The following is a 19,738-nucleotide window of genomic DNA, read 5'->3' as shown; positions in this document are numbered from 1 at the left end:
GCGGGTCAGGCCCGGTATGAGGCGAGTTCGACGACCGTGATGTCGGACGGCGCGCCCACCCGGACCGGCGGGCCCCAGGCCCCCGCCCCGCGGGACACGTACAGCTGGGTGTCGCCGTAGCGCTCCAGGCCCGCGACGGTGGGGTTGGCGAGCTCGGCGAGGTACTCGCCCGGCCAGAGCTGGCCGCCGTGGGTGTGGCCGGAGAGCTGCAGGTCGACGCCGTGCTTGACGGCGTCGTGGATGACCACCGGCTGGTGGGCGAGGAGCACGGCGGCCCGCGTCCGGTCGCGGTCGCCGAGGGCGGCCCGGAAGTCGGGTCCGCTCCCCTCCCGCTCGCCCTGGATGTCGTTGACACCGGCCAGGTCGAAGTGCGGCAGGGCGCGCCGGGCGTTCTCCAGCGGGGTCAGACCGAGCTCGCGCACGTGCTCGACCCACTGCTCGGCGCCGGAGAAGTACTCGTGGTTGCCGGTGACGAAGAAGGAGCCGTGGCGGGCGGTCAGCCCGCGCAGCGGCTCCGCGGCCGGCCCGAGGTCGGGGACGCTGCCGTCGACGAGGTCGCCGACGATGGCGATGAGGTCGGGCTGGGTGCGGTTGACGGTGTCGACGATGCGCTGGGCGTGGGCGCGGCCGAGCACCGGTCCGAGGTGGACGTCGCTGACGACGGCGATCCGGAAGCCGTGCGCCGCGCGCGGCAGTTTGGCCAGGGGGACCTGGACGCGCCGCACGCTCGGGCCGCGCAGGACTCCGTACGTGCCGCCCGCGACGGTGCCGACGGCGACGGCGGCGGCCGCCCCGCCCACCGCGCGCGCGACGAAGGTGCGGCGGGTGAGACCGCCGCCCGGCGCCGGGGCGGCCGGTTCCGTGACGGCCGGTTCCACGGGTGCGCCGTCCGCGGCGAGCAGCGCGCCGGGCTCCGCCCCCGCCCCCGTCGCCGCCGCGGCGGCTGCGGCCCTGGCCGGGCCGGCCCCGGGGGCGGACTGCTCCGCGGGAGGCGCGGCTGTCGCCCCGGAGGGGGCGCGGTGGGCCAGACGGCGGAGCAACAGCGCGCGGATCGGCTCCGCGACCAGCATCGTCAGGGTCAGGTACAGGAGCACCGCGAGCCACAGGTACCCCGGCCAGGACACCGTCTGCTGCAGCCAGAAGGGGGCCCCGGCGCGGCCCGCGGTCAGGGCGGCCACGGACAGGAGGGGCAGGGCGATGGTCAACGCGGTGCCGATGCGGCGGGGCAGGCCGCCGGCGGCGGTGGTGTCACGGACCAGGCGGACCCACAGCCAGCGGTGCACCCCGACGAGCAGGGCGCAGACCACCAGTGCGACCAGCGCAGCGATCAGGACCGTCATGCCGCACCGTCCTCGGCGCCCGGGCGTGACGCACGTCGCAGGGCCAGGACCCCGCGCAACCCGATCACACCGACCGCCGTCCCCAGGAGAAAGGACGTCACGGCGAGCGTCAGGTGGACCCAGAAGTAGGCAGTGGGGTCGCCCGCCGTGTCGAAGGCCAGGCCACTGCCGTTCTTCCACAGGTTCCGGACGAAAGACACCCAGATGAACCAGGTCCACACGCCGAAGGCGAGCAGGAACCAGGAGGCGGCACGGCTGAGTTTCATGCCCTCAGTATCGGTTTCCTCCCCGGGACGGACGCGCCGGGGTGGGCTGTCCCGGGGTTGGTTGCCACGAAATGGCCGGTCCGCGACGCCATACAGCTCATCGGGATGTACTTTCACCTGCGTGTCTGCCAAGACGACCGCTCTGACGGTCCTTACCGCCGCGCTGCTGGCGCCCACCCTGCTGGTGGCGCCCGCACACGCCGCGCCGACCCCGCCGGCCGACGGGAAGGGCGGGCCCGCCAAGGCCCCGGCGGCCCCCGCGCCACCCGCGTCGATGTCCACGGTCGGCGGATCCCTGCTCGGCCAGCCGGGTACGCAGGTGAACCTGCTGCCGGGCGCGCCCGCCCTGCCGGCGAACCTCACCGGCCGGTCGTGGATCGTGGCGGACGCCGAGTCCGGCGAGGTCCTGGCGGCCTACAACGCGCACTGGCGGCTGCCGCCGGCCTCCACGATGAAGATGCTCTTCGCGGACACCCTGCTGCCGGCCCTGCCGAAGGAGCAGGTGCACAAGGTCACCGACGCGGACATGGACGGCGTGGGCCCGGGCAGCAGCCTGGTCGGGGTCAAGGAGGACCACGAGTACTCCGTGCACGACCTGTGGCTCGGGGTGTTCCTGCGGTCGGGGAACGACGCCGTACACGTGCTTTCGGCCATGAACGGCGGCGTCGAGAAGACCGTCAAGGACATGCAGGCGCACGCGGAGGAGCTCCAGGCGCTGGACACCCATGTGGTGTCGCCCGACGGGTACGACGCCCCGGAGCAGGTGTCGAGCGCGTACGACCTCACGCTGATCGCCCGCTCCGGACTGCAGAAGCAGGACTTCCGCGAGTACTGCGGCACGGCGAGCGCGAAGTTCCCCGGCCTGCAGGAGCCCGGGAAGCCGCGGGACTACTTCGAGATCCAGAACACCAACCGGCTGATGACGGGCGCGGGCGGGCTCTCCCCGTACAAGGGCATCGCCGGGGTGAAGAACGGCACCACGACCATGGCCGGCTCCACCTTCACGGGGGCGGCGCAGCAGGGATCCCGGAAGCTGCTGGTGACCGTGATGAACCCGGGCGCGGGCGGCGCGAACTCGGTCTACGAGGAGACCGCCGCGCTCTTCGACTGGGGCTTCGCCGCGGCCGGGAAGGTCAAGCCGGTGGGTGAGCTGGTGCCGCCGAAGAGCGCGGACACCTCACCGCACGGCTCGCCGGCCCAGTCGCACGAGAACAACCCTTCGGCGAACGGCATCGTCCCGGGCGGCGGTCTGGGCACCGCCCTGGGCGTCGCGGGCGGTGCGCTCGCCGTTCTGGCGGGCGGCGCGTACGTGGTCAACCGCCGCTGGCCGCGCGGCCGCCGGAGCCGGGGCCGCGACGAGGAACTCGTGTAGTCCGCGTCTTCCGACACGCGGACCCCGCGCCGGCGGGGTCCGCGATGCGGACGTCAGAAGGTGCGGTCCGTGCGCCAGGTCGCCTGGCTGGACGGGTTGGTCAGGTCGAACGTGGTTCCGGAAAGACGTCCGTCGGGGCCGCGGACGCCGGTGTAGCGTCCGACGGGCCCGTGGTTCCAGCCGACGATGAAGTAGATGTTGTTCCCGTCCACGGAGCCTTCCCGCAGGGTCCCCACGGTGTTGCCGGAGGACACCGTTCCGAAGAGGCGGCCCGCGCCGTCCTGGGTCAGGTCCACCCGGACGGTGGCGTTGGTCTGGAAGAGGTACCAGACTCCGCCGGCGTTGAAGGCGGGCGCCCGGATCTCCCGCACGGCGGCCGGGGCGGCGGTGGTGGCTCCGCCGGCGGCGGTGGCGAGGCCGGGCCCGGCCACGGACAGGAGCAGGGCGGCGGCGGTCGTGGTCAGGAGCGTGCGCGTACGGCGGGAGACGGACATGTGCCCTCCAGGGGCGGTCAGGCCGATCGGTCCCGTGCATCGTGCACGGAACCTCGCGGACGGCCTACCCACCCTTCATGCGGCCGAGCCATGAATTCACCCGAACGGATCCCACCCACTTCCACCTGGGGTTTCGCCGGCCTCACCGCCCGTCGGCCGGCTCCTGGCCCTGGCCCTGGCCCTGCGCCTGGACCTGGCCCTGCTCGGCCGCCGGGGGCTCCCCCTCGCCGTCGGCGCGGGTGGCCGTCCAGGCGGAGACGTACAGCAGCAGCTTGGCCATGAAGTTGATCCAGAGCAGCAGGGCGATCGGTACACCGAAGGCCCCGTACATGCTCTTGGAGGCGACCTCCCGCATGTAGCCGCTGAGCAGCAGCTTCAGCAGCTCGAATCCGGCCGCGCCGATCAGCGCGGCCTGGATCAGGCGGCCCCGCGGCGGCTCGACCCCCGGGAGCAGGGTCAGGAGGTAGAGCAGTACCAGGAAGGCGGCCACCACGCCGATCAGGAAGGCGAAGGCGCGCAGCAGCACGCCGCCGGCTCCCTCGCCGGGGATGCCGATCCAGTCGGCCGCCTTGCCGACCGCGCTCGACCCGAGGATCGAGGCCGCCGCGGAGAGCAGGCCCACCGCGCCGAGGCCGAGCAGGACCAGCCCGTCCTTGCCCTTGCGGACGACCGGGTTCCCGTCGTCCTCGTCGTCCTTGTCCCACACCGCGCGCAGGCAGTCCCGCATCGAGCCCACCCAGCCGATGCCGGTGAAGAGGAGGAGGGCGCCGGCGACGAGGCCGATCGTGGCCGCGTTCGCGACGAGTCCCCCGATGTTGAGCTGGTCGGAGATGCCGGGGACCTGTTCGGAGAGGGTCTTCTCCAGCTTGTCCAGCTGCTGCTCGCTGAGCAGTGCCGCGCCGACCGCCGCGGCCACGGCGATCAGAGGGAAGAGCGCGAGGAAACTGATGAAGGTGATCGCGGCGGCGAGCCGCGTCCAGTGCACGCGGTCGAGGCGTTCGTACGAGCGCCACGCATGGGTCCGCATCAGACGGCCCGCCAGCGGCCCGATCACCGGGAGTTTCGTCAGCCAGTCCATGGGGTCACCGTAAAGGAGGCGCCGGAAATAGCCGGGATTGCCGCTTTCAGGGACTACGGTCGTCGATTGTGACTTTTCGCCCAGCGCCCTCGACGGGGCGTCCGTTCCACACCCTGGTCCTGCGAAGGCTGAGATTCCGCGCCCGGCGCACTGCCCGGCTGACCCTGCGCCCGCTCCGTCAGGAAGGCCGTACGGTCGCCCCGGCCGCCTCGGCCGTCTGGTCGGCCGGCGAGCCCGGCTGCGCCGGAACGCCTATGGGCCCGCTCCCGAAAGGGTATTCACGCAGCTTGCGCCAGACCCCGTCGGAGCCCTGCTCGTAGAGCGCGAAGCCGTCGCAGACCCATTCGGCCACATAGTCGGCCAGCGTCGTGTACGCCAGGTCCATCGCCTCGTCGGAGATCCCGTGGGCGACGGTGACGTGGGGGTGGTACGGGAAGGCCAGCTCGCGGCTGAGCGGCCCGGACGGGTCGCGGACCTCGCCCTGCAGCCGGGTGCAGCCCGCGACGCCCTCGGCGATCCGGACGAAGACGACCGGCGAGACGGGCCGGAAGGTTCCCGTCCCGCTGAGCCGCATCGGGAAGGCGGTGAAGGCGGCGGCGACCTCGGTGAGGTGGGCCCGGATCGCGGGGAGCCGGTCCGCCTCCACCTCGGTCGGCGGCACGAGCGTGACATGCGTGGGGATGCCGTGCGCGGCGGCGTCCCCGAAGCCCGCGCGCAGCTCCTGGAGCTGGCTGCCGTACGGCTCCGGGACCGCGATCGAAACGCCGAGCGTTACGGTCCCCACGTATCTCTCCTCCGCTTGTCCTTGTGGACCCTGCCGCCCCAGTGTGGGGCCACGACCCCACTTCGTGCCAGAGCGGTCTTTCCGTAGTTGCGTTCGTCAGTGCTTGGCGGGCAGCAGACCCAGGCGGTCGTACGCCTGCGCCAGCGTCTCCGCGGCGACCGCACGGGCCTTCTCCGCGCCCTTGGCCAGCAGGGAGTCCAGGGTCTCCGGGTCGTCCAGGTACTCCTGGGTGCGCTGCTTGAACGGTGTGACGAAATCGACCATCACACCGGCCAGGTCCGTCTTCAGCGCGCCGTAGCCCTTGCCCACGTACCTCTCCTCCAGGGCGGGGATCGACTCGCCCGTGAGGGTGGAGTAGATCGTGAGCAGATTGCTGACGCCGGGCTTCTTCTCGGTGTCGAAGCGGATCTCGGCCTCGGTGTCGGTGACCGCGCTCTTGATCTTCTTCTCGGTGACCTTGGGCTCGTCGAGGAGGTTGATCAGGCCCTTGGGGGACGACGCCGACTTCGACATCTTGATCGCCGGGTCCTGGAGGTCGTAGATCTTCGCGACCTCCTTGACGATGTGCGCGGCGGGCAGCGTGAAGGTCTGGCCGAAGCGGCTGTTGAAGCGCTCGGCGAGGTCGCGGGTCAGCTCGATGTGCTGGCGCTGGTCCTCGCCGACCGGGACGGCGTTCGCCTGGTAGAGCAGGATGTCGGCGACCTGGAGGATCGGGTACGTGAAGAGGCCGACGCTGGCGCTGTTGACACCGCCCTTGGCGGACTTGTCCTTGAACTGCGTCATCCGGCTGGCCTCGCCGAAACCGGTGATGCAGTTCATCACCCAGCCGAGCTGCGCGTGCTCGGGGACGTGGCTCTGGACGAAGAGCGTGCAGCGCTCCGGGTCCAGGCCGGCGGCGAGCAGCTGCGCGGCGGAGAGGCGGGTGTTCGCGCGCAGGTCCTTCGGATCCTGGGGCATGGTGATCGCGTGCAGGTCGACGACCATGTAGAACGCGTCGTGCGTCTCCTGGAGGGCGACGTACTGGCGGATGGCTCCGAGGTAGTTCCCGAGGTGGAACGAGCCGGAGGTGGGCTGGATGCCGGAGAGCGCGCGAGGACGATCAGAAGCCATGGCCCCATTCTCTCAGGTGCGGGGCGGGGCTCGTGCCCGCGCCTCGATCGCCGGCGAGGCTGAAAACCAGTCTCGCCGGCGATCGAGGCGCCAGGGTGCGGGGGCGGAGCCCCCGGCGGCGCGGCCGCAGGACTACGACACCGGCAGGCCCGGGGCCGGGAAGGCAGCCATCAGGTCGGCGACCTCGGAACGGATCACCTTCAGCGCGGTCTCGTCGCCCTTCGCGGCGGCGTCGACCGCGCGCGCGATCCAGTCCGCCACCACCGGCATGTGCTCGGTCGACAGCCCGCGGGACGTCAGCGACGGCGTGCCGATCCGGATGCCCGACGGGTCGAACGGCTTGCGCGGGTCGAACGGGACCGTGTTGTAGTTCACGACGATCCCCGCCCGGTCCAGGGCCTTGGCCGCGACCTTGCCCGGCACCTCCTTGCCCGTGAGGTCGATCAGGATCAGGTGGTTGTCCGTACCGCCGGAGACCAGGTCGAAGCCCCGCTCCAGCAGCGCCGCCGCCAGTGCCTTGGCGTTGGCGACGACCGCGTGCGCGTACCGGACGAAGGACGGCTGCGCCGCCTCGTGCAGCGCCACCGCGATGCCGGCCGTGGTCTGGTTGTGCGGACCGCCCTGCAGGCCCGGGAAGACGGCCTTGTCGATCGCCTTCGCGTGCTCCTCGCGGCACATCAGCATCGCGCCGCGCGGGCCGCGCAGCGTCTTGTGGGTCGTGGTGGAGATGACGTCCACGTGCCCGGCCGGGGAGGGGTGCGCGCCGCCCGCGATCAGGCCGGCGATGTGGGCGACGTCCGCGACGAGGACCGAGCCCGCCTCGCGCGCGATCTCCGCGAAGGCGGCGAAGTCGATGGTCCGCGGCAGGGCGGTGCCCCCGCAGAAGATCAGCTTGGGCCGCTCGGCGAGGGCCAGCTCGCGCACCGCGTCGTAGTCGATCCGGCCATTCGTTTCAGGATCCGCGGTGGCGCGGACGCCGTACTGCACGCCGCGGAACCACGAGCCCGTCGCCGAGACGCCCCAGCCGTGCGTGAGGTGGCCGCCCATCGGCAGGGCCATGCCCATGACCGTGTCGCCGGGCTGTGCGAAGGCCAGGTAGACGGCCAGGTTGGCCGGGGAGCCGGAGTACGGCTGCACGTTGGCGTGGTCCACGCCGAACAGGCCCTTGGCGCGCTCGATCGCCAGGGCCTCGACCCGGTCGATGTTCTGCTGGCCCTCGTAGTAGCGGCGGCCGGGGTAGCCCTCGCTGTACTTGTTCTGCAGCACGGTGCCGGAGGCTTCGAGGACGGCCGAGGACACGTAGTTCTCACTGGGGATCAGGCGCAGGGTCTCCGCCTGGAGGACTTCCTCCGCGGCGATGTGGGACGCCAGTTCGGGGTCGGTCGCGGACAGGGCGGGATGGCGGCTCGCGGACACGGCGGGCTCCTCCGGGGTCGATGTGATCGGTACCCCGCGAGGCCCAGGCGAGCGGCCCTGTATGCGGTCGAGCGCGCACGACTCCCCCGGAGTTGGTTCCCCGTACGCCAGTCGCCGTGCGTACCGGACACCCTAGATGAGCGAGTCCGCGGTGTCGCCTGCGGGGAGGTTTCTGCGTCCGGGATACGAGCGACGATAAGAAGGTGACGCCACCCTCGTCACCGCTTCACCGGCCAGACGGACGATCGGAGATCCCGTGTCGACAACTGCTGATGCCATCCGCTCCGCCGACGCGCACAGCGCGCACAACTACCACCCGCTGCCCGTCGTCGTCGCGTCCGCGGACGGCGCGTGGATGACCGACGTGGAGGGCCGCAGATACCTCGACATGCTCGCCGGGTACTCCGCGCTCAACTTCGGTCACGGCAACCGCCGTCTGATCGACGCCGCGCGGGCCCAGCTGGAGCGGGTGACCCTCACCTCGCGCGCCTTCCACCACGACCGCTTCGCCGACTTCTGCACCGAACTCGCCGCGCTGTGCGGCAAGGAGATGGTGCTGCCCATGAACACCGGTGCGGAGGCCGTGGAGACGGCCGTGAAAACGGCCCGCAAGTGGGGTTACGAGGTCAAGGGCGTCCCCGACGGGCACGCCAAGATCGTGGTGGCCGCCGACAACTTCCACGGCCGGACCACGACCGTCGTCTCCTTCTCGACGGACCACGACGCCCGCGACCACTTCGGCCCGTACACGCCCGGTTTCGAGATCGTCCCGTACGGGGACCTCACCGCGCTGTCGCACGCCGTCACGGAAAACACCGTGGCCGTGCTGCTGGAGCCGATCCAGGGCGAGGCCGGGGTGCTGGTGCCGCCCGCCGGGTACCTCAGCGGTGTACGGGAGCTGACCCGCGAGCGGAACGTGCTCTTCATGGCCGACGAGATCCAGTCGGGGCTCGGCCGGACCGGCCGGACCTTCGCCTGCGAGCACGAGGGGGTCGTCCCGGACGTCTACATCCTCGGCAAGGCGCTCGGCGGCGGTGTCGTACCGGTGTCGGCGGTGGTCGCCGACCGGGACGTGCTGGGGGTGTTCGGGCCCGGCCAGCACGGGTCGACCTTCGGCGGGAACCCGCTCGCGTGCGCCGTCGCGCTGGAGGTGATCGCGATGCTGCGGACGGGCGAGTTCCAGCAGCGGGCCACCGAACTGGGCGAGCACCTCCACCGCGAGCTGGGCATGCTCGTCGGCGGGGGCGCGGTGACCGCCGTACGCGGCCGCGGGCTGTGGGCGGGCGTCGACATCGACCCCTCCCGCGGTACGGGCCGGGAGATCTCCGAGAAGATGATGGAGCGCCGCGTGCTCGTGAAGGACACCCACGGGTCGACCATCCGCATCGCCCCGCCGCTGGTGATCACCAAGGAGGACCTGGACTGGGGGCTGGAGCAGCTCCGGTCGGTGCTGTCGGTGTAGCAGCCCCCGGCGGATCCTCAGAGGATGACGTGGGGCAGGAAGCGGGCGTACTCGTCCGTGACCGGCCCCGCCGATTCGCGGATGCCGAGCCCTGCCGCCTCGTCCTCGACGACCCATGCGCCGAGCACCACCCGGTTGCCGTCGAAGTCGGGCAGCGGGGCCAGGCCCTGGAAGCAGTACCGCTCCCCCGGCTCCGGTACGAACGGCACGCCGTCCGGGCCGGGCTCGTGCAGGGTGACGCCCGCGCCCTCGCGGCCGAGGAGCGGCTTGGCCACGAAGCCGGCCGATCCGGGCTCCGCGAGCTCGCGCGGGCCGTCGAGGTAGGCCGGCAGCAGGTTCGGGTGCTCCGGGAAGAGCTCCCACAGGATCGCGAGCAGGGCCTTGTTGGAGAGCAGCATCTTCCACAGCGGCTCGATCCAGCAGGTGGTGCCGGAGCCGCCGCCGTGGTCGTAGGTGCCGAGGACCTGCGGGCCGAACTCGTCCGTGGCCAGCCACTCCCACGGGTAGAGCTTGAAGCAGCTGCGGATGAAGCGCAGCTTCTCGTCCACGAACCGGCCGGACAGGCTGTCCCAGCCGATCTGCTCCACGGACAGGGCGTGGGTCTCCAGGCCGGCCTGGTCGGCGGTCTCCTGCAAGTAGGCGACCGTCATCAGGTCCTCGCCGAGCTCGTCGGTCTCGGAGTGCGCGAAGTGCAGCGGACCGGGCGCCAGCAGTTCCGCCTGGCGGCGCCAGGCGTCGACGAGGCGCTCGTGGAGGGAGTTCCACTGGTCGGCGCCGGGGAACCGCTCCTCCATCCAGAACCACTGCGGGCTGGCCGCCTCCACCAGGGAGGTGGGCGTGTCGGCGTTGTACTCCAGCATCTTGGCCGGGCTGCCGCTGCCGTCGTAGCGCAGGTCGAAACGGCCGTACAGGGAGGGCTGTTCGGCACGGCGGCGCCAGGACTCGGCGATGAGCGCCGCGAGCTTGGGGTCGGTGATGCCGAGGTCGGCGAACCGGTCCTGCTCGACGATGTGCGCGGCCGCGGCCAGGCACATGGCGTGCAGTTCCTCGACGACGTTCTCCAGTGCCTCGACCTCGGGCAGGGAGAAGGAGTAGTACGCGCTCTCGTCCCAGTAGGGGCGCAGCGAGTCGTCGGGGTAACGGGTGAGGGGGTAGATCAGCCCCTGCTCCTCGACCGTCTTCTGCCAGCCCGGCCGGGGCTCGATGGTGTGCCGCTGCATCGTGCGGTCAGCCGCCGCTGGAGCTGGAGTGGCCGCCGATGCCGCCGCGGGTGACGGCCGACTTGTCGAAGCTGCCGCCGCTGACCTTGCCGTTGCTGACGTGACCGCCGTAGTAGTACGCGCCGGTTCCGCCGGTCTTGCACTCCTTGCTGTTCAGGTGGTCCAGCGTGGAGCGCGACGCGCAGCGCCGGTCCGGTTCGTCGCTGCTGCCGCAGGCCACGAGGGTGGCCGCGAGCAGGCCCATCCCTCCGAGAGCGACCGCGCCGGAGCGCATACGGCGCTGATTGATGCTGCTGCTGTCCATGTCTGCTGTCCCCCTGGGGCCTGGCGTGCTCCCGACAGACTAGAACGGTGCCCCCGGCCGATGGAATCCGGCCGTCGTGAGATCCGTGACCTAGAGTCATTTCGTGCTGATTGGGATGATTTGCTCGCTGGGTGCGGCGCTCTGCTTCGGTACGGCGTCCGTCCTGCAGGCCGTCGCGACGCGGGCGGTGGAGCCCGGCAGCGGGTCCGGGGTGGACGCGGCCCTGTTCCTGCGGGCCGCCCGGCAGTGGCGCTATCTGCTCGGCCTCGGCCTGGACGGGGCCGGATTCGTCCTGCAGATCATCGCGCTGCGTCATGTGCCGATCTACGTGGTCGGGGCCGCGCTGGCCGCCAGTCTCGCCGTGACGGCGGTGGTCGCGTCGCGGCTCATGGCGGTGCGGTTGTCCCCGGCGGAGTGGTGCGCGGTGGGCGTGGTGTGCCTGGGGCTGCTGATGCTGGGGCTCTCCGCGGGGGAGGAGGGCAGCGGGACGGGCTCCCTCGCGCTGAAGCTGGGGCTGCTGGCGGTGGCGGCGCTGGTGCTGCTGGTCGGCGCGGTCGCGGGCGGGCTGCCGGACGGGCCGCGGGCCCTGGTCCTCGGCCTGGGCTCGGGCACGGGCTTCGGCGTGGTGGAGGTCTCGGTGCGGCTCGTCGACTCGCCGTGGGACTTCGCGAACCCCGCCCTGTACGCGCTCCTGCTGGGCGGGGCGGCCGGGTTCCTGCTGCTCACCTCGGCGCTGGCGCGCGGCTCGGTGACGGTCGCGACGGCCGGGCTGGTGCTCGGCGAGACGATCGGCCCGGCGGTGGTGGGCGTGGTCTGGCTCGGCGACCGCACCCGGGAGGGCCTGACGTGGCTGGCGGTGACCGGCTTCGCCGTGGCGGTGGCCGGCTCGCTGGCCCTGTCCCGCTTCGGCGAACCGGAGCCGCCGTCGGCCCCGGCCGCACCACTCGGCTGAGCGGGCCGGGTTTCCCGCCTGAGGCGCCGTCTTGCCGTGATCCCGTGCATGGCCGGGTGCCGCGCCGTTGCGGGGGCGCTGCCCCCGAGCCCCGCGCCTCAAACGCCGGCGAGGCTGGATTTTCCAGCCGGCACCGCAGGGTCACGGCAGGGAGGCGGCGAGCGCCGCAAGGGTCGGGGACCAGGCGCTGTCCGACGGGGTCCCGTAGCCGACGACCAGCGCGTCCCGCGGGGCGAACCCGGCCTGCGGGTGCCGGAAGGCGGAGAGGCCGTGCAGGGCCAGGTCCTGCCAGGCCGCCGACTGCAGCACCGACCGCTCCGTGCCCGCCGGGAGGTCCAGCACCGCGTGGAGGCCCGCCGCGATCCCCGAGACCCCCGCCACCCGGCCGGCCACGGCCGCCACCAGCTCGTCCCGCCGCCGCCGGTAGCGCAGCCGCATGCCGCGCACGTGCCGGTCGTACGCCCCGGACGCGATGAACTCCGCGAGCGTCAGCTGGTCCAGCGTGCTGGAGGTCCAGTCCGTGTACCCCTTCGCCGCGGTCACCTCCTCCAGCAGCCCCGTCGGGAGCACCATCCAGCCGATCCGCAGCCCCGGGGCGAGGGACTTGCTGGCCGTGCCGAGGTACACCACCCGGTCCGGATCCAGGCCCTGGAGGGCGCCCACCGGCTGCCGGTCGTAACGGAACTCCCCGTCGTAGTCGTCCTCCAGGATCAGCCCGCCCGTGGTCCGGGCCCAGTCGACCGCGGCGGCCCGGCGGGCCGGGGTCAGGGCCGCGCCCGTCGGGAACTGGTGGGCCGGGGTCAGCAGCACCGCGCCGGACGCGGCCGTCAGCTCCCCCGTACGGGCGCCCTCGCCGTCCACCCCGAGCGGCCGGGTCCGCAGCCCCGCCCGCACCAGCTCGTCCCGGTGGAAGTCCAGGCCGTACCCCTCGACCGCGACCTCCCGCACCCGCCGTGCCCGCAGCACCGCCGCGAGCAGCTTCAGCCCGTGCAGGAACCCCGCGCACAGCACGATGCGGTCCGGGTCCGCGTACACGCCGCGCGCCCGCGCCAGGTAGCCCGCCAGAGCCCGGCGCAGCTCGACGCGTCCGCGCCCGTCGGTCGCGTAGCCGAAGGCCTCGTTCGGGGCGGCGGTGAGCGCCCGCCGGGCCGCCGACAGCCAGCCGGCGCGCGGGAAGCCGCCCAGGTCCGGGGTGCCGGGGACCAGGCTGTACGCGGGCCCCCGCCGGGCGGGGCGCCGTACGGGTGCCGCTGCCGCGGGCCGGCGCGGGCGCGCCCGTTCGGCGACCCGGGTGCCGGAGCCCTGCCGGGCCGTCAGCCAGCCCTCGGCGACGAGTTCGGCGTACGCCTCGGCGACCGTGTTGCGGGCGATGCCCAGGTCGGCGGCGAGGGTGCGGGAGGACGGCAGCCGGGTGCCGGGGGCCAGCCGCCCGCTGCGCGCGGCCTCGCGCAGCGCCTCGGTCAGGCCGGCCCGCAGACCGTGCCCGGCGGAGAGGTCCAGATGGAGGTCGGCGCCGAAAGTGGCCCAAGGTTCCGTCATGGATATGGACCATATCTCCGGGCCGCTCTGCTCCTAGGGTGAATCGCATGACGACCACCGCGGAGAACCGGCAGACCCCCTCACCCACCCCCACCCACACCCACACCCACGACCACGACCACGCGCCCGAGCACACCCCGCGCATGCACATGGCGAAGCTCGCCCCCGAGGTCTATAAGGCCGTCCTGGCCCTGGAGATCGCCTCCCGGAAGGGCCTGGAGCCGTCCCTCGTCGAGCTCGTCAAGATCCGGGCCTCCCAGATCAACCACTGCGCCTTCTGTCTGGACATGCACACCAAGGACGCGATCGCCGCGGGCGAGAGCGTCGAGCGGATCGTGCTGCTGGGCGCCTGGGAGGAGTCACGGCACTTCTACACCGAGAAGGAGCTCGCCGCGATCGAGTTCACCGAGGCCGTCACCGTCCTGACCGACGGCTTCGTGCCCGACGAGGTGTACGAGAAGGCCGCGGCGCACTTCGAGGAGCGGGAACTGGCCCAGCTGATCGCCGTCATCGCGACGATCAACGTGTGGAACCGCATCGGCGTGACCACCCGCATGGTGCCGGGTCACTACAAGCCGGGCATGTACAAGGCCTGACCGGCTCCGGGGCCGGGGCCGGGCCCTGGAACCCGGCCCCGGGCCCGCTCCGGCGTCAGCCGGCGGGCCGGAACGCCGCCAGCGCCGCCGCGTGGTGGTCCTGCGTGACCTGCCACTCGGCGGCCGGGCCGGCGGTGAGCACCGCCCATTTGCCGCCGTCCGCCGCGACGAAGACCCGTTCGACCCCGCGCCGCACCCCGCGCGACTCCTCGCTGTCGTACTGGTAGACCAGCTCCGCCGCGCCGGAGGAGCCGGAGACCGGGCCGACGCTGATCTCCTCGTACCCGCGGGTGCCGGCCCTGAGGTGGGTGGAGGCCTGCCTGACCGCGGCGAGCGGGCTCAGCTCCGGTTCCGACACCCGGAACACCTGGATCAGCGCGGTCCGGTCGGGCGAGCGGTAGAAGACCCCTTCCTTGAGCTCCTCCCGCACCCAGCCCGTCGGCACGGCGATGGTGAAGCCCGCCGTGTCCTGCCGGGTCTCATGGGCTCCGCCGCCGGCTCCGGTGCCGGTCGGTCCGGGGGTGGGCGTGCGGGTGGGCCCGGTGCCCCCGGTCGGGGATCCGGTGGACGCGGACGGGGACGGGGAGCCGCCGGACCCCGTCGGCGTGCCCGAGGTCACCGTCCCGTTCTTCTCACCCGCGCGGTCGGCGTCGCCCGTGTCCCGGGCCACGAACCACACGGCGGCCGCGCCGATCGCGACGGAGGCGACGGCGATGCCCGCCGTCGCCGGAGTCAGCCACCGGCCGCGCACCGGGCCGGAGGGCCCGGTCGGCGGTCCGGGCGGCCCGGACGGCCCGGACGGCCCGGACGGCCCGGACGGCCCGGGCGGTGCCTCGTACGGGGGTGGAGGCGGCGCCTGGGCGCCCGGTCCGAGCGGGTCGTACGCCGGCGGCGCGGTCGGCGGCTGCGGCGGGAGCGGCGGCAGGCCCGCGGCGGCGCCCGGTGCGGGCCCGGCCGGGGCCGGGTCCACCACCCAGCGCTGTGCCTGCGCGTCCCAGCGGCGCGGTCCGGACGGCGGCTGCGGCGGAGCCACGGATCAGCCCCCCAGCGCGCCGAGCAGGCTGCCCAGGGCGGCGGCCGCGCTCACCGTCTCGATCAGCGGGGCCCACCGCTCCAGCGCCGCGCGGAGCCGGCCGACGAGGCCGGGCCTGATCGTCTCCGAGCCTTCCAGCTGCTCGGCGACCCCGTCCAGTTCGGCGTCGAGCGCCGTCCTGTCGGCGCCCCGGGGCGCCTCCCGTACGAGGGCCTCGCGCAGGGCGAGCACCGCGTCCAGCAGCTCCGCCGCGCCGGGTGCGGCCGCTCCCGTACCGCCCTGGTGGACGGTGTTGGTGTTGTGGGAGCCGCCGATGCTGACCGCGCTGCCGTGGATGTCGCCGAACCGCACGGTGGGCTCCTGCGCTCCCCGTGCTCCCCCGTCACCCGTTGCCATGACTCCCCCTGTGTGTGCTGTTGTGGTTGCCGCGGCCGCCGAGGCTGATCGCGCTGTTGGTCACGTCCCCGAAGTGTGCGTTGATCTGGACGTCGGCCCGGCGCGCGAAGGCCTCGGTGTACCAGCCGTTCTCGTCCAGGACGACGGTAATGCCGGCGACGATCCGGTCCTGAACGGTTTTCAGATACCGGTCGAGGTCCATGAGGTGGAACAGCGAGCCGTTGTCCTGTGCGGCGAGTTCGCGCACCGAGGCGCGCGGCCCCTCCGGGCGGGCGCCGCCGTGGCCGCCGGAGGCGATCCGCCACCAGCTCGCGATGCCGCGGCCCAGGGTGACCAGGGACGCCGTGAAGGAGCCGGGTGTGTGCCGCAGGGCCCAGACCGCCTTCCCGAAGCGGCTGTTGTTCAGGTAGCGGTGTGCGTCCGCGTCCGCGTTGTGGAAGGTGACGTGGACGGGCAGCAGCACGTGCGGCGCCACCTCCACCATCATCATCCCGCCCTGGGTGTGGACCCGTACGAACACGGTGACGACCAGGTTCTCGTCCCAGCCGCCGACGCGGACGCGCAGGAAGTACCGTCGGCGTTCGCCGCCCTCCTCGACGGCGGCCGCCCGGTGCGCCTCGAAGTCGGCCCGCAGGAGCGGGCCTTCGTCGCGGTGGTCCAGGCCGCCGCCCGGCAGGAACACGCAGCTGTCGACGACCAGTTCGCGCAGGCGGTCCATCACGGCGGCCTCGGCCTGCGGGGACCCGTGCTGCGAGGGCACCCGCAGCCGCTCCAGCAGCGGCAGGATCCCCGCGATGATGCGGTCGTTGGTGAGCGGCTGCGGTGCGCGGCCGGGTTCGAGGTCCTCGCGGGGGCGCAGCTCGAAGGACACCTGCCAGGGGCGGTAGGGCTCGCCGGCCCCGACGAACGGGTCGTTGATGTCGTACAGGACCATCGGCGAGTGCTGCTCGTGCAGGATGCGCTGCCGTACGCGGGCGAACCGTACGCCCTGGTCCGCCTCCGCGGGGTCGGACGCGCGGTGGGCGTACCGGTCCCGGCTCAGGTCTCCGGCGATGGTCCGGGCGACGTGGCCGCGCTGGAGTCCGACCAGGGTGACGACGCCGGCGAAGACGGCGGGCACCCAGCCGAGGACGAACCCGGCCGCCGGGCCGCCGATGCCGCCGGAGAAGAGCAGCCCGCCCAGAGCGAACGGGCCGTCGTCCCCGTCGCCGAAGGCGCCGAGCAGGGCCAGCCAGATCCCGAGGACGAGGAGCACGATGACGGCCAGGTTCCACCAGGCGTAGATCCGCACGGCGAGGGCCAGCAGGCGCGGCAGCAGCCCGGACCTGGCCCGGAGCCAGCCCGCGAGGCTCAGCAGCAGGAACGGGACGAGCACCACGGCGAGGGCGCCCCCGGTGAGGAGGGACCCCGCGAACCAGGCGCCCAGGATGCCCAGGGCCCAGCCGAGTTCGCCGCGGCGGGCGCGGAGGGCGTGGGCGAGGACACGCGAGGCGTCGAAGCCGTAGGAGGGCGCGACGATGCGCTCCTCGTGGACGTACAGCTCCTCGATGACCCGGTCGCGGTACCCGGCGTCGAGGTAAGTGCCGGCGCACAGGAAGCGGCCGGCCTCGCTGACCGCCGGGTCGACGGGCGGACGGCCGCCCGGGGGGTCGTGCTGCGGATCGACTGCGGGCTGACGGGGAATCGGGCTCTCGGTCACCGCCCGACTTTAGATTTCCCCTACACCGTCCGACAGGCGGAATCACGCCAAAGCGCCCCGGCCCGTCGGGGCAGGGGCGCTTCGGTCCGTCCCGCTTGCCGAGGTCGCGGAGGTGTCCGCGGGTCCCGGCGAGCGGTGACGGATCAGATCAGGCCGAGCTCGCGGACCGCGTCGCGCTCCTCCGACAGCTCCTGGACGGAGGCGTCGATGCGGGTGCGGGAGAACTCGTTGATGTCCAGGCCCTGGACGATCTCGTACTTGCCGTCCTTGCAGGTGACGGGGAAGGAGGAGATCAGACCGGCCGGGACGCCGTAGGAGCCGTCCGACGGGATGCCCATGGAGGTCCAGTCGCCCTCGGCGGTGCCGTTGACCCAGGTGTGGACGTGGTCGATGGCGGCGTTGGCGGCCGAGGCGGCGGAGGAGGCGCCACGGGCGTCGATGATCGCGGCGCCGCGCTTGGCGACGGTCGGGATGAAGGTGTCGGCGAGCCACGCCTGGTCGCTGACGACCTCGGCGGCGTTCTTGCCGGCGATCTCCGCGTGGAAGATGTCCGGGTACTGGGTCGCCGAGTGGTTGCCCCAGATGGTCAGGCGCTTGATGTCGGTGACGTCGGCGCCGGTCTTCTTGGCGAGCTGCGAGATCGCGCGGTTGTGGTCCAGGCGGGTCATCGCGGTGAAGCGCTCGGCCGGTACGTCCGGGGCGGAGGCCTGCGCGATGAGCGCGTTGGTGTTGGCCGGGTTGCCCACGACGAGGACCTTGATGTCGTCCGCGGCGTGCGCGTTGATGGCCTGGCCCTGCGGCTTGAAGATGCCGCCGTTGGCGGCGAGCAGGTCGCCGCGCTCCATGCCCGCGGTGCGCGGACGGGCGCCCACGAGGAGCGCGACGTTGGCGCCCTCGAAGCCCTTGTTCGGGTCGTCGAAGATGTCGATGCCCTTGAGCAGCGGGAAGGCGCAGTCGTCGAGCTCCATGGCGGTGCCCTCGGCGGCCTTCATGCCCTGGGGGATCTCCAGGAGGCGGAGCTTGACCGGCACGTCGGCGCCGAGCAGGTGACCGGACGCGATACGGAAGAGCAGCGCGTAGCCGATCTGGCCGGCGGCGCCGGTGACGGTGACATTCACAGGAGTGCGGGTCATGGCCTTCTCCGTTAGACAGCTGGCGGTGGGGCGTCCCTGCCCCATGTGCTGGAGGACGCCGCTCCCCTGTAAATCTTGACGTGAAGAGACATCCGCGGTCAGGCTATCCGACCCGGGCGCGGCCCAACCCCCGGGTCCCTGTGGTGCGTGGCACACGGACCACAGGGTTCGAAGGCGCATCCGGCTCCCGGCCCCCTGTTCGGCACGCGTGATCCGCCCGGTCCTGCGGTCCGCGACCGACCTGCCGGCGCCCTCGCCGCACTCAGCGCACGGTGAAGCGGACCGCGCTCTCCAGGAACGGGACCTCCAGCCACGGCTGGGGTTCCATCACCAGCGCGAGCAGCGTGATCGCCACGCCCAGCACCCCGTAGGTGATCATGTCGGTGAAGCGGGAGCGCACGGCGAGCATCCCCACCGAGGGCAGCACGCGCCGCAGCACCGACGCCGCGATCAGGGCCACGCCGATCACCAGGCAGCCGACCCGGGCCTGCCCGAGCGCCGTGGTCAGCAGGCCCACCGCGGTCGCGGCGAGCACGCTGAGCATCGGCCACTGACGGGCGGGCGTGGACACGGCCCCGGGCACGGCGCGGCCGCTCCCCTCGGGGCGGGCCGTGTCCCGCGTGACCGACGGGAAGCGGCGGGACCTGGCCGTGCCGCTCCCGTTCACCCGCTCGGCGCCCGGCTCAGTTCGCACTGCCGGTCCGCTCCGCCGCCTCGACGACGTTGACGAGCAGCTGGGCGCGGGTCATCGGGCCGACACCGCCCGGGTTCGGCGAGATCCACCCGGCCACCTCGGCGACGCCGGGGTGCACATCGCCGACGATCTTGCCGGCCTCGTCGCGGCTGACGCCCACGTCGAGCACGGCCGCGCCGGGCTTCACGTCCTCGGGCTTGACCAGGTGCGGGACACCGGCCGCGGCGACGATGATGTCGGCCTGGCGCAGCAGCCCGGAGAGGTCGCGCGTACCGGTGTGGCACAGCGTCACGGTGGCGTTCTCGGACTTGCGGGTCAGCAGCAGGCCGATGGACCGGCCGACGGTGATCCCGCGGCCGAGGACCACGACGTGCGCGCCGTTGATCTCGACGTCGTGGTGGCGCAGCAGCTCCACGATCCCGTACGGGGTGCAGGGCAGCGGGCCCGGCTCGTTCAGCACGAGCCGGCCCAGGGAGGTGGGGTGCAGGCCGTCGGCGTCCTTCAGCGGGTCCATCAGCTCCAGGACCCGGTTGGTGTCGATGCCCTTGGGCAGCGGGAGTTGGACGATGTATCCCGTGCACTGCGGGTTGGCGTTGAGCTCCCGCACGACCTCCTCGATGTCCTCCTGGGAGGCCGTCCCGGGCAGTTCGCGCTGGATGGAGGCGATACCGACCTCGGCGCAGTCCTTGTGCTTGCCGTTGACGTACCAGCGGCTGCCCGGATCGTCGCCGACCAGCAGGGTGCCGAGGCCGGGGGTGATGCCCCGGGCCTTCAGGGCCGCCACACGGGCGGTCAGTTCGGACTTGATCGCGGCCGCGGTGGCCTTGCCATCGAGAATCTGGGCGGTCAT

The 19,738-nt window shown here is 72.9% G+C and carries 20 protein-coding genes and 1 riboswitch; of the genes, 4 read left to right on the top strand and 16 right to left on the bottom strand.

Going from position 1 to position 19,738, the window contains the following annotated elements:
- Window positions 1-5: 5 nt before the first annotated feature.
- Both NRK68_RS20830 and NRK68_RS20825 read right to left on the bottom strand, forming a co-directional pair.
- Window positions 6-1,340, bottom strand: a complete 1,335-nt coding sequence (locus NRK68_RS20830) for a metallophosphoesterase (protein WP_257856400.1) — start codon at window positions 1,338-1,340, stop codon at window positions 6-8.
- Entirely contained in the window at window positions 1,337-1,606 is a 270-nt protein-coding gene (locus tag NRK68_RS20825; RefSeq protein WP_030961055.1) for an SCO4848 family membrane protein, read from the bottom strand. Before NRK68_RS20825 ends, NRK68_RS20830 begins: the two co-directional genes overlap by 4 nt.
- A gap of 121 nt (window positions 1,607-1,727) precedes the next feature.
- On the opposite strand from NRK68_RS20825, the gene NRK68_RS20820 reads away from it, so the two are divergent.
- Entirely contained in the window at window positions 1,728-2,978 is a 1,251-nt protein-coding gene (locus NRK68_RS20820) for a D-alanyl-D-alanine carboxypeptidase family protein (protein ID WP_257856399.1), read from the top strand.
- 53 nt (window positions 2,979-3,031) lie between these two features.
- Here the strand turns inward: NRK68_RS20820 and NRK68_RS20815 are convergent, their stop codons facing one another.
- The 5 genes from NRK68_RS20815 to glyA all read right to left on the bottom strand — a co-directional run bounded on the left by NRK68_RS20815 (window position 3,032) and on the right by glyA (window position 7,860).
- Window positions 3,032-3,472, bottom strand: a complete 441-nt coding sequence (locus NRK68_RS20815; protein WP_183066867.1) for a hypothetical protein — start codon at window positions 3,470-3,472, stop codon at window positions 3,032-3,034.
- A 142-nt stretch (window positions 3,473-3,614) separates the two neighbouring features.
- The gene (locus tag NRK68_RS20810; protein ID WP_183066868.1) at window positions 3,615-4,550 is read right to left on the bottom strand and encodes a YihY/virulence factor BrkB family protein; all 936 of its coding nucleotides are present in this window, start codon (window positions 4,548-4,550) and stop codon (window positions 3,615-3,617) included.
- A 178-nt stretch (window positions 4,551-4,728) separates the two neighbouring features.
- Entirely contained in the window at window positions 4,729-5,334 is a 606-nt protein-coding gene (locus NRK68_RS20805) for a 2'-5' RNA ligase family protein (RefSeq protein WP_183066869.1), read from the bottom strand.
- Window positions 5,335-5,430: 96 nt separating this feature from the next.
- Window positions 5,431-6,444, bottom strand: coding sequence for a tryptophan--tRNA ligase (gene trpS, locus NRK68_RS20800; protein ID WP_183066870.1), 1,014 nt, complete (start codon window positions 6,442-6,444; stop codon window positions 5,431-5,433).
- Window positions 6,445-6,576: 132 nt separating this feature from the next.
- Window positions 6,577-7,860, bottom strand: a complete 1,284-nt coding sequence (gene glyA / locus NRK68_RS20795; protein ID WP_257856398.1) for a serine hydroxymethyltransferase — start codon at window positions 7,858-7,860, stop codon at window positions 6,577-6,579.
- A 34-nt stretch (window positions 7,861-7,894) separates the two neighbouring features.
- Window positions 7,895-7,985: riboswitch (ZMP/ZTP riboswitch) on the bottom strand.
- A gap of 131 nt (window positions 7,986-8,116) precedes the next feature.
- Between glyA and rocD the strand changes: the two genes are divergently transcribed.
- Window positions 8,117-9,322 (top strand): ornithine--oxo-acid transaminase, encoded by a 1,206-nt coding sequence (rocD, locus tag NRK68_RS20790; RefSeq protein ID WP_183066872.1) that lies wholly within the window; start codon window positions 8,117-8,119, stop codon window positions 9,320-9,322.
- A gap of 17 nt (window positions 9,323-9,339) precedes the next feature.
- On the opposite strand, the gene NRK68_RS20785 is transcribed toward rocD, so the two are convergent.
- Both NRK68_RS20785 and NRK68_RS20780 read right to left on the bottom strand, forming a co-directional pair.
- Window positions 9,340-10,542: a glutathionylspermidine synthase family protein gene (locus NRK68_RS20785; RefSeq protein ID WP_183066873.1), complete on the bottom strand. Its 1,203-nt coding sequence runs from the start codon at window positions 10,540-10,542 to the stop codon at window positions 9,340-9,342.
- Window positions 10,543-10,549: 7 nt separating this feature from the next.
- Window positions 10,550-10,846 (bottom strand): hypothetical protein, encoded by a 297-nt coding sequence (locus NRK68_RS20780; protein WP_183066874.1) that lies wholly within the window; start codon window positions 10,844-10,846, stop codon window positions 10,550-10,552.
- Between the two features lie 103 nt (window positions 10,847-10,949).
- Here NRK68_RS20780 and NRK68_RS20775 point away from each other — a divergent pair, with 103 nt between their 5' ends.
- Entirely contained in the window at window positions 10,950-11,798 is an 849-nt protein-coding gene (locus NRK68_RS20775) for a hypothetical protein (RefSeq protein ID WP_183066875.1), read from the top strand.
- A 141-nt stretch (window positions 11,799-11,939) separates the two neighbouring features.
- Here the strand turns inward: NRK68_RS20775 and pdxR are convergent, their stop codons facing one another.
- Complete coding sequence (gene pdxR, locus NRK68_RS20770) at window positions 11,940-13,337, bottom strand: MocR-like pyridoxine biosynthesis transcription factor PdxR (protein ID WP_183066876.1); 1,398 nt, start codon at window positions 13,335-13,337, stop codon at window positions 11,940-11,942.
- A gap of 143 nt (window positions 13,338-13,480) precedes the next feature.
- Between pdxR and NRK68_RS20765 the strand changes: the two genes are divergently transcribed.
- A complete protein-coding gene (locus NRK68_RS20765; RefSeq protein ID WP_257857895.1) occupies window positions 13,481-13,933 on the top strand; it encodes a carboxymuconolactone decarboxylase family protein in 453 nt (150 codons plus the stop codon).
- A gap of 55 nt (window positions 13,934-13,988) precedes the next feature.
- Here NRK68_RS20765 and NRK68_RS20760 read toward each other — a convergent pair whose 3' ends face one another.
- The 6 genes from NRK68_RS20760 to NRK68_RS20735 all read right to left on the bottom strand — a co-directional run bounded on the left by NRK68_RS20760 (window position 13,989) and on the right by NRK68_RS20735 (window position 19,738).
- A complete protein-coding gene (locus NRK68_RS20760) occupies window positions 13,989-14,966 on the bottom strand; it encodes a serine/threonine kinase C-terminal domain-containing protein (protein ID WP_257856397.1) in 978 nt (325 codons plus the stop codon).
- A 3-nt stretch (window positions 14,967-14,969) separates the two neighbouring features.
- On the bottom strand, window positions 14,970-15,317 hold the full coding sequence (locus NRK68_RS20755) for a hypothetical protein (RefSeq protein ID WP_183066879.1): 348 nt from the start codon (window positions 15,315-15,317) through the stop codon (window positions 14,970-14,972).
- A 31-nt stretch (window positions 15,318-15,348) separates the two neighbouring features.
- A complete protein-coding gene (locus NRK68_RS20750; RefSeq protein WP_183066880.1) occupies window positions 15,349-17,061 on the bottom strand; it encodes an AbeC-like domain-containing protein in 1,713 nt (570 codons plus the stop codon).
- Window positions 17,062-17,204: 143 nt separating this feature from the next.
- Window positions 17,205-18,194 carry a malate dehydrogenase gene (locus NRK68_RS20745; RefSeq protein ID WP_183066881.1) on the bottom strand — a complete coding sequence of 330 codons (990 nt, stop codon included), beginning with the start codon at window positions 18,192-18,194 and terminating at the stop codon, window positions 17,205-17,207.
- A gap of 262 nt (window positions 18,195-18,456) precedes the next feature.
- Entirely contained in the window at window positions 18,457-18,888 is a 432-nt protein-coding gene (locus tag NRK68_RS20740; RefSeq protein ID WP_183066882.1) for a DUF3017 domain-containing protein, read from the bottom strand.
- Window positions 18,878-19,738 (bottom strand): bifunctional methylenetetrahydrofolate dehydrogenase/methenyltetrahydrofolate cyclohydrolase, encoded by an 861-nt coding sequence (locus NRK68_RS20735; RefSeq protein WP_183066883.1) that lies wholly within the window; start codon window positions 19,736-19,738, stop codon window positions 18,878-18,880. Before NRK68_RS20735 ends, NRK68_RS20740 begins: the two co-directional genes overlap by 11 nt.

This window comes from Streptomyces yangpuensis, assembly GCF_024666385.1.
Lineage (GTDB): Bacteria > Actinomycetota > Actinomycetes > Streptomycetales > Streptomycetaceae > Streptomyces > Streptomyces yangpuensis.
The sequence above is the reverse complement of the archived record's forward strand: the minus strand, read 5'-3'. Positions and strand labels throughout refer to the sequence as shown.

Coding starts and splice junctions, on each gene's coding strand:
- NRK68_RS20830 (WP_257856400.1), bottom strand. CDS start 1,340: ATGACGGTCCTGATCGCTGCGCTGGTCGCACTGGTGGTCTGCGCCCTG.
- NRK68_RS20825 (WP_030961055.1), bottom strand. CDS start 1,606: ATGAAACTCAGCCGTGCCGCCTCCTGGTTCCTGCTCGCCTTCGGCGTG.
- NRK68_RS20815 (WP_183066867.1), bottom strand. CDS start 3,472: ATGTCCGTCTCCCGCCGTACGCGCACGCTCCTGACCACGACCGCCGCC.
- NRK68_RS20810 (WP_183066868.1), bottom strand. CDS start 4,550: ATGGACTGGCTGACGAAACTCCCGGTGATCGGGCCGCTGGCGGGCCGT.
- trpS (WP_183066870.1), bottom strand. CDS start 6,444: ATGGCTTCTGATCGTCCTCGCGCGCTCTCCGGCATCCAGCCCACCTCC.
- NRK68_RS20785 (WP_183066873.1), bottom strand. CDS start 10,542: ATGCAGCGGCACACCATCGAGCCCCGGCCGGGCTGGCAGAAGACGGTC.
- NRK68_RS20780 (WP_183066874.1), bottom strand. CDS start 10,846: ATGGACAGCAGCAGCATCAATCAGCGCCGTATGCGCTCCGGCGCGGTC.
- pdxR (WP_183066876.1), bottom strand. CDS start 13,337: ATGACGGAACCTTGGGCCACTTTCGGCGCCGACCTCCATCTGGACCTC.
- NRK68_RS20765 (WP_257857895.1), top strand. CDS start 13,481: ATGCACATGGCGAAGCTCGCCCCCGAGGTCTATAAGGCCGTCCTGGCC.
- NRK68_RS20745 (WP_183066881.1), bottom strand. CDS start 18,194: ATGACCCGCACTCCTGTGAATGTCACCGTCACCGGCGCCGCCGGCCAG.
- NRK68_RS20735 (WP_183066883.1), bottom strand. CDS start 19,738: ATGACCGCCCAGATTCTCGATGGCAAGGCCACCGCGGCCGCGATCAAG.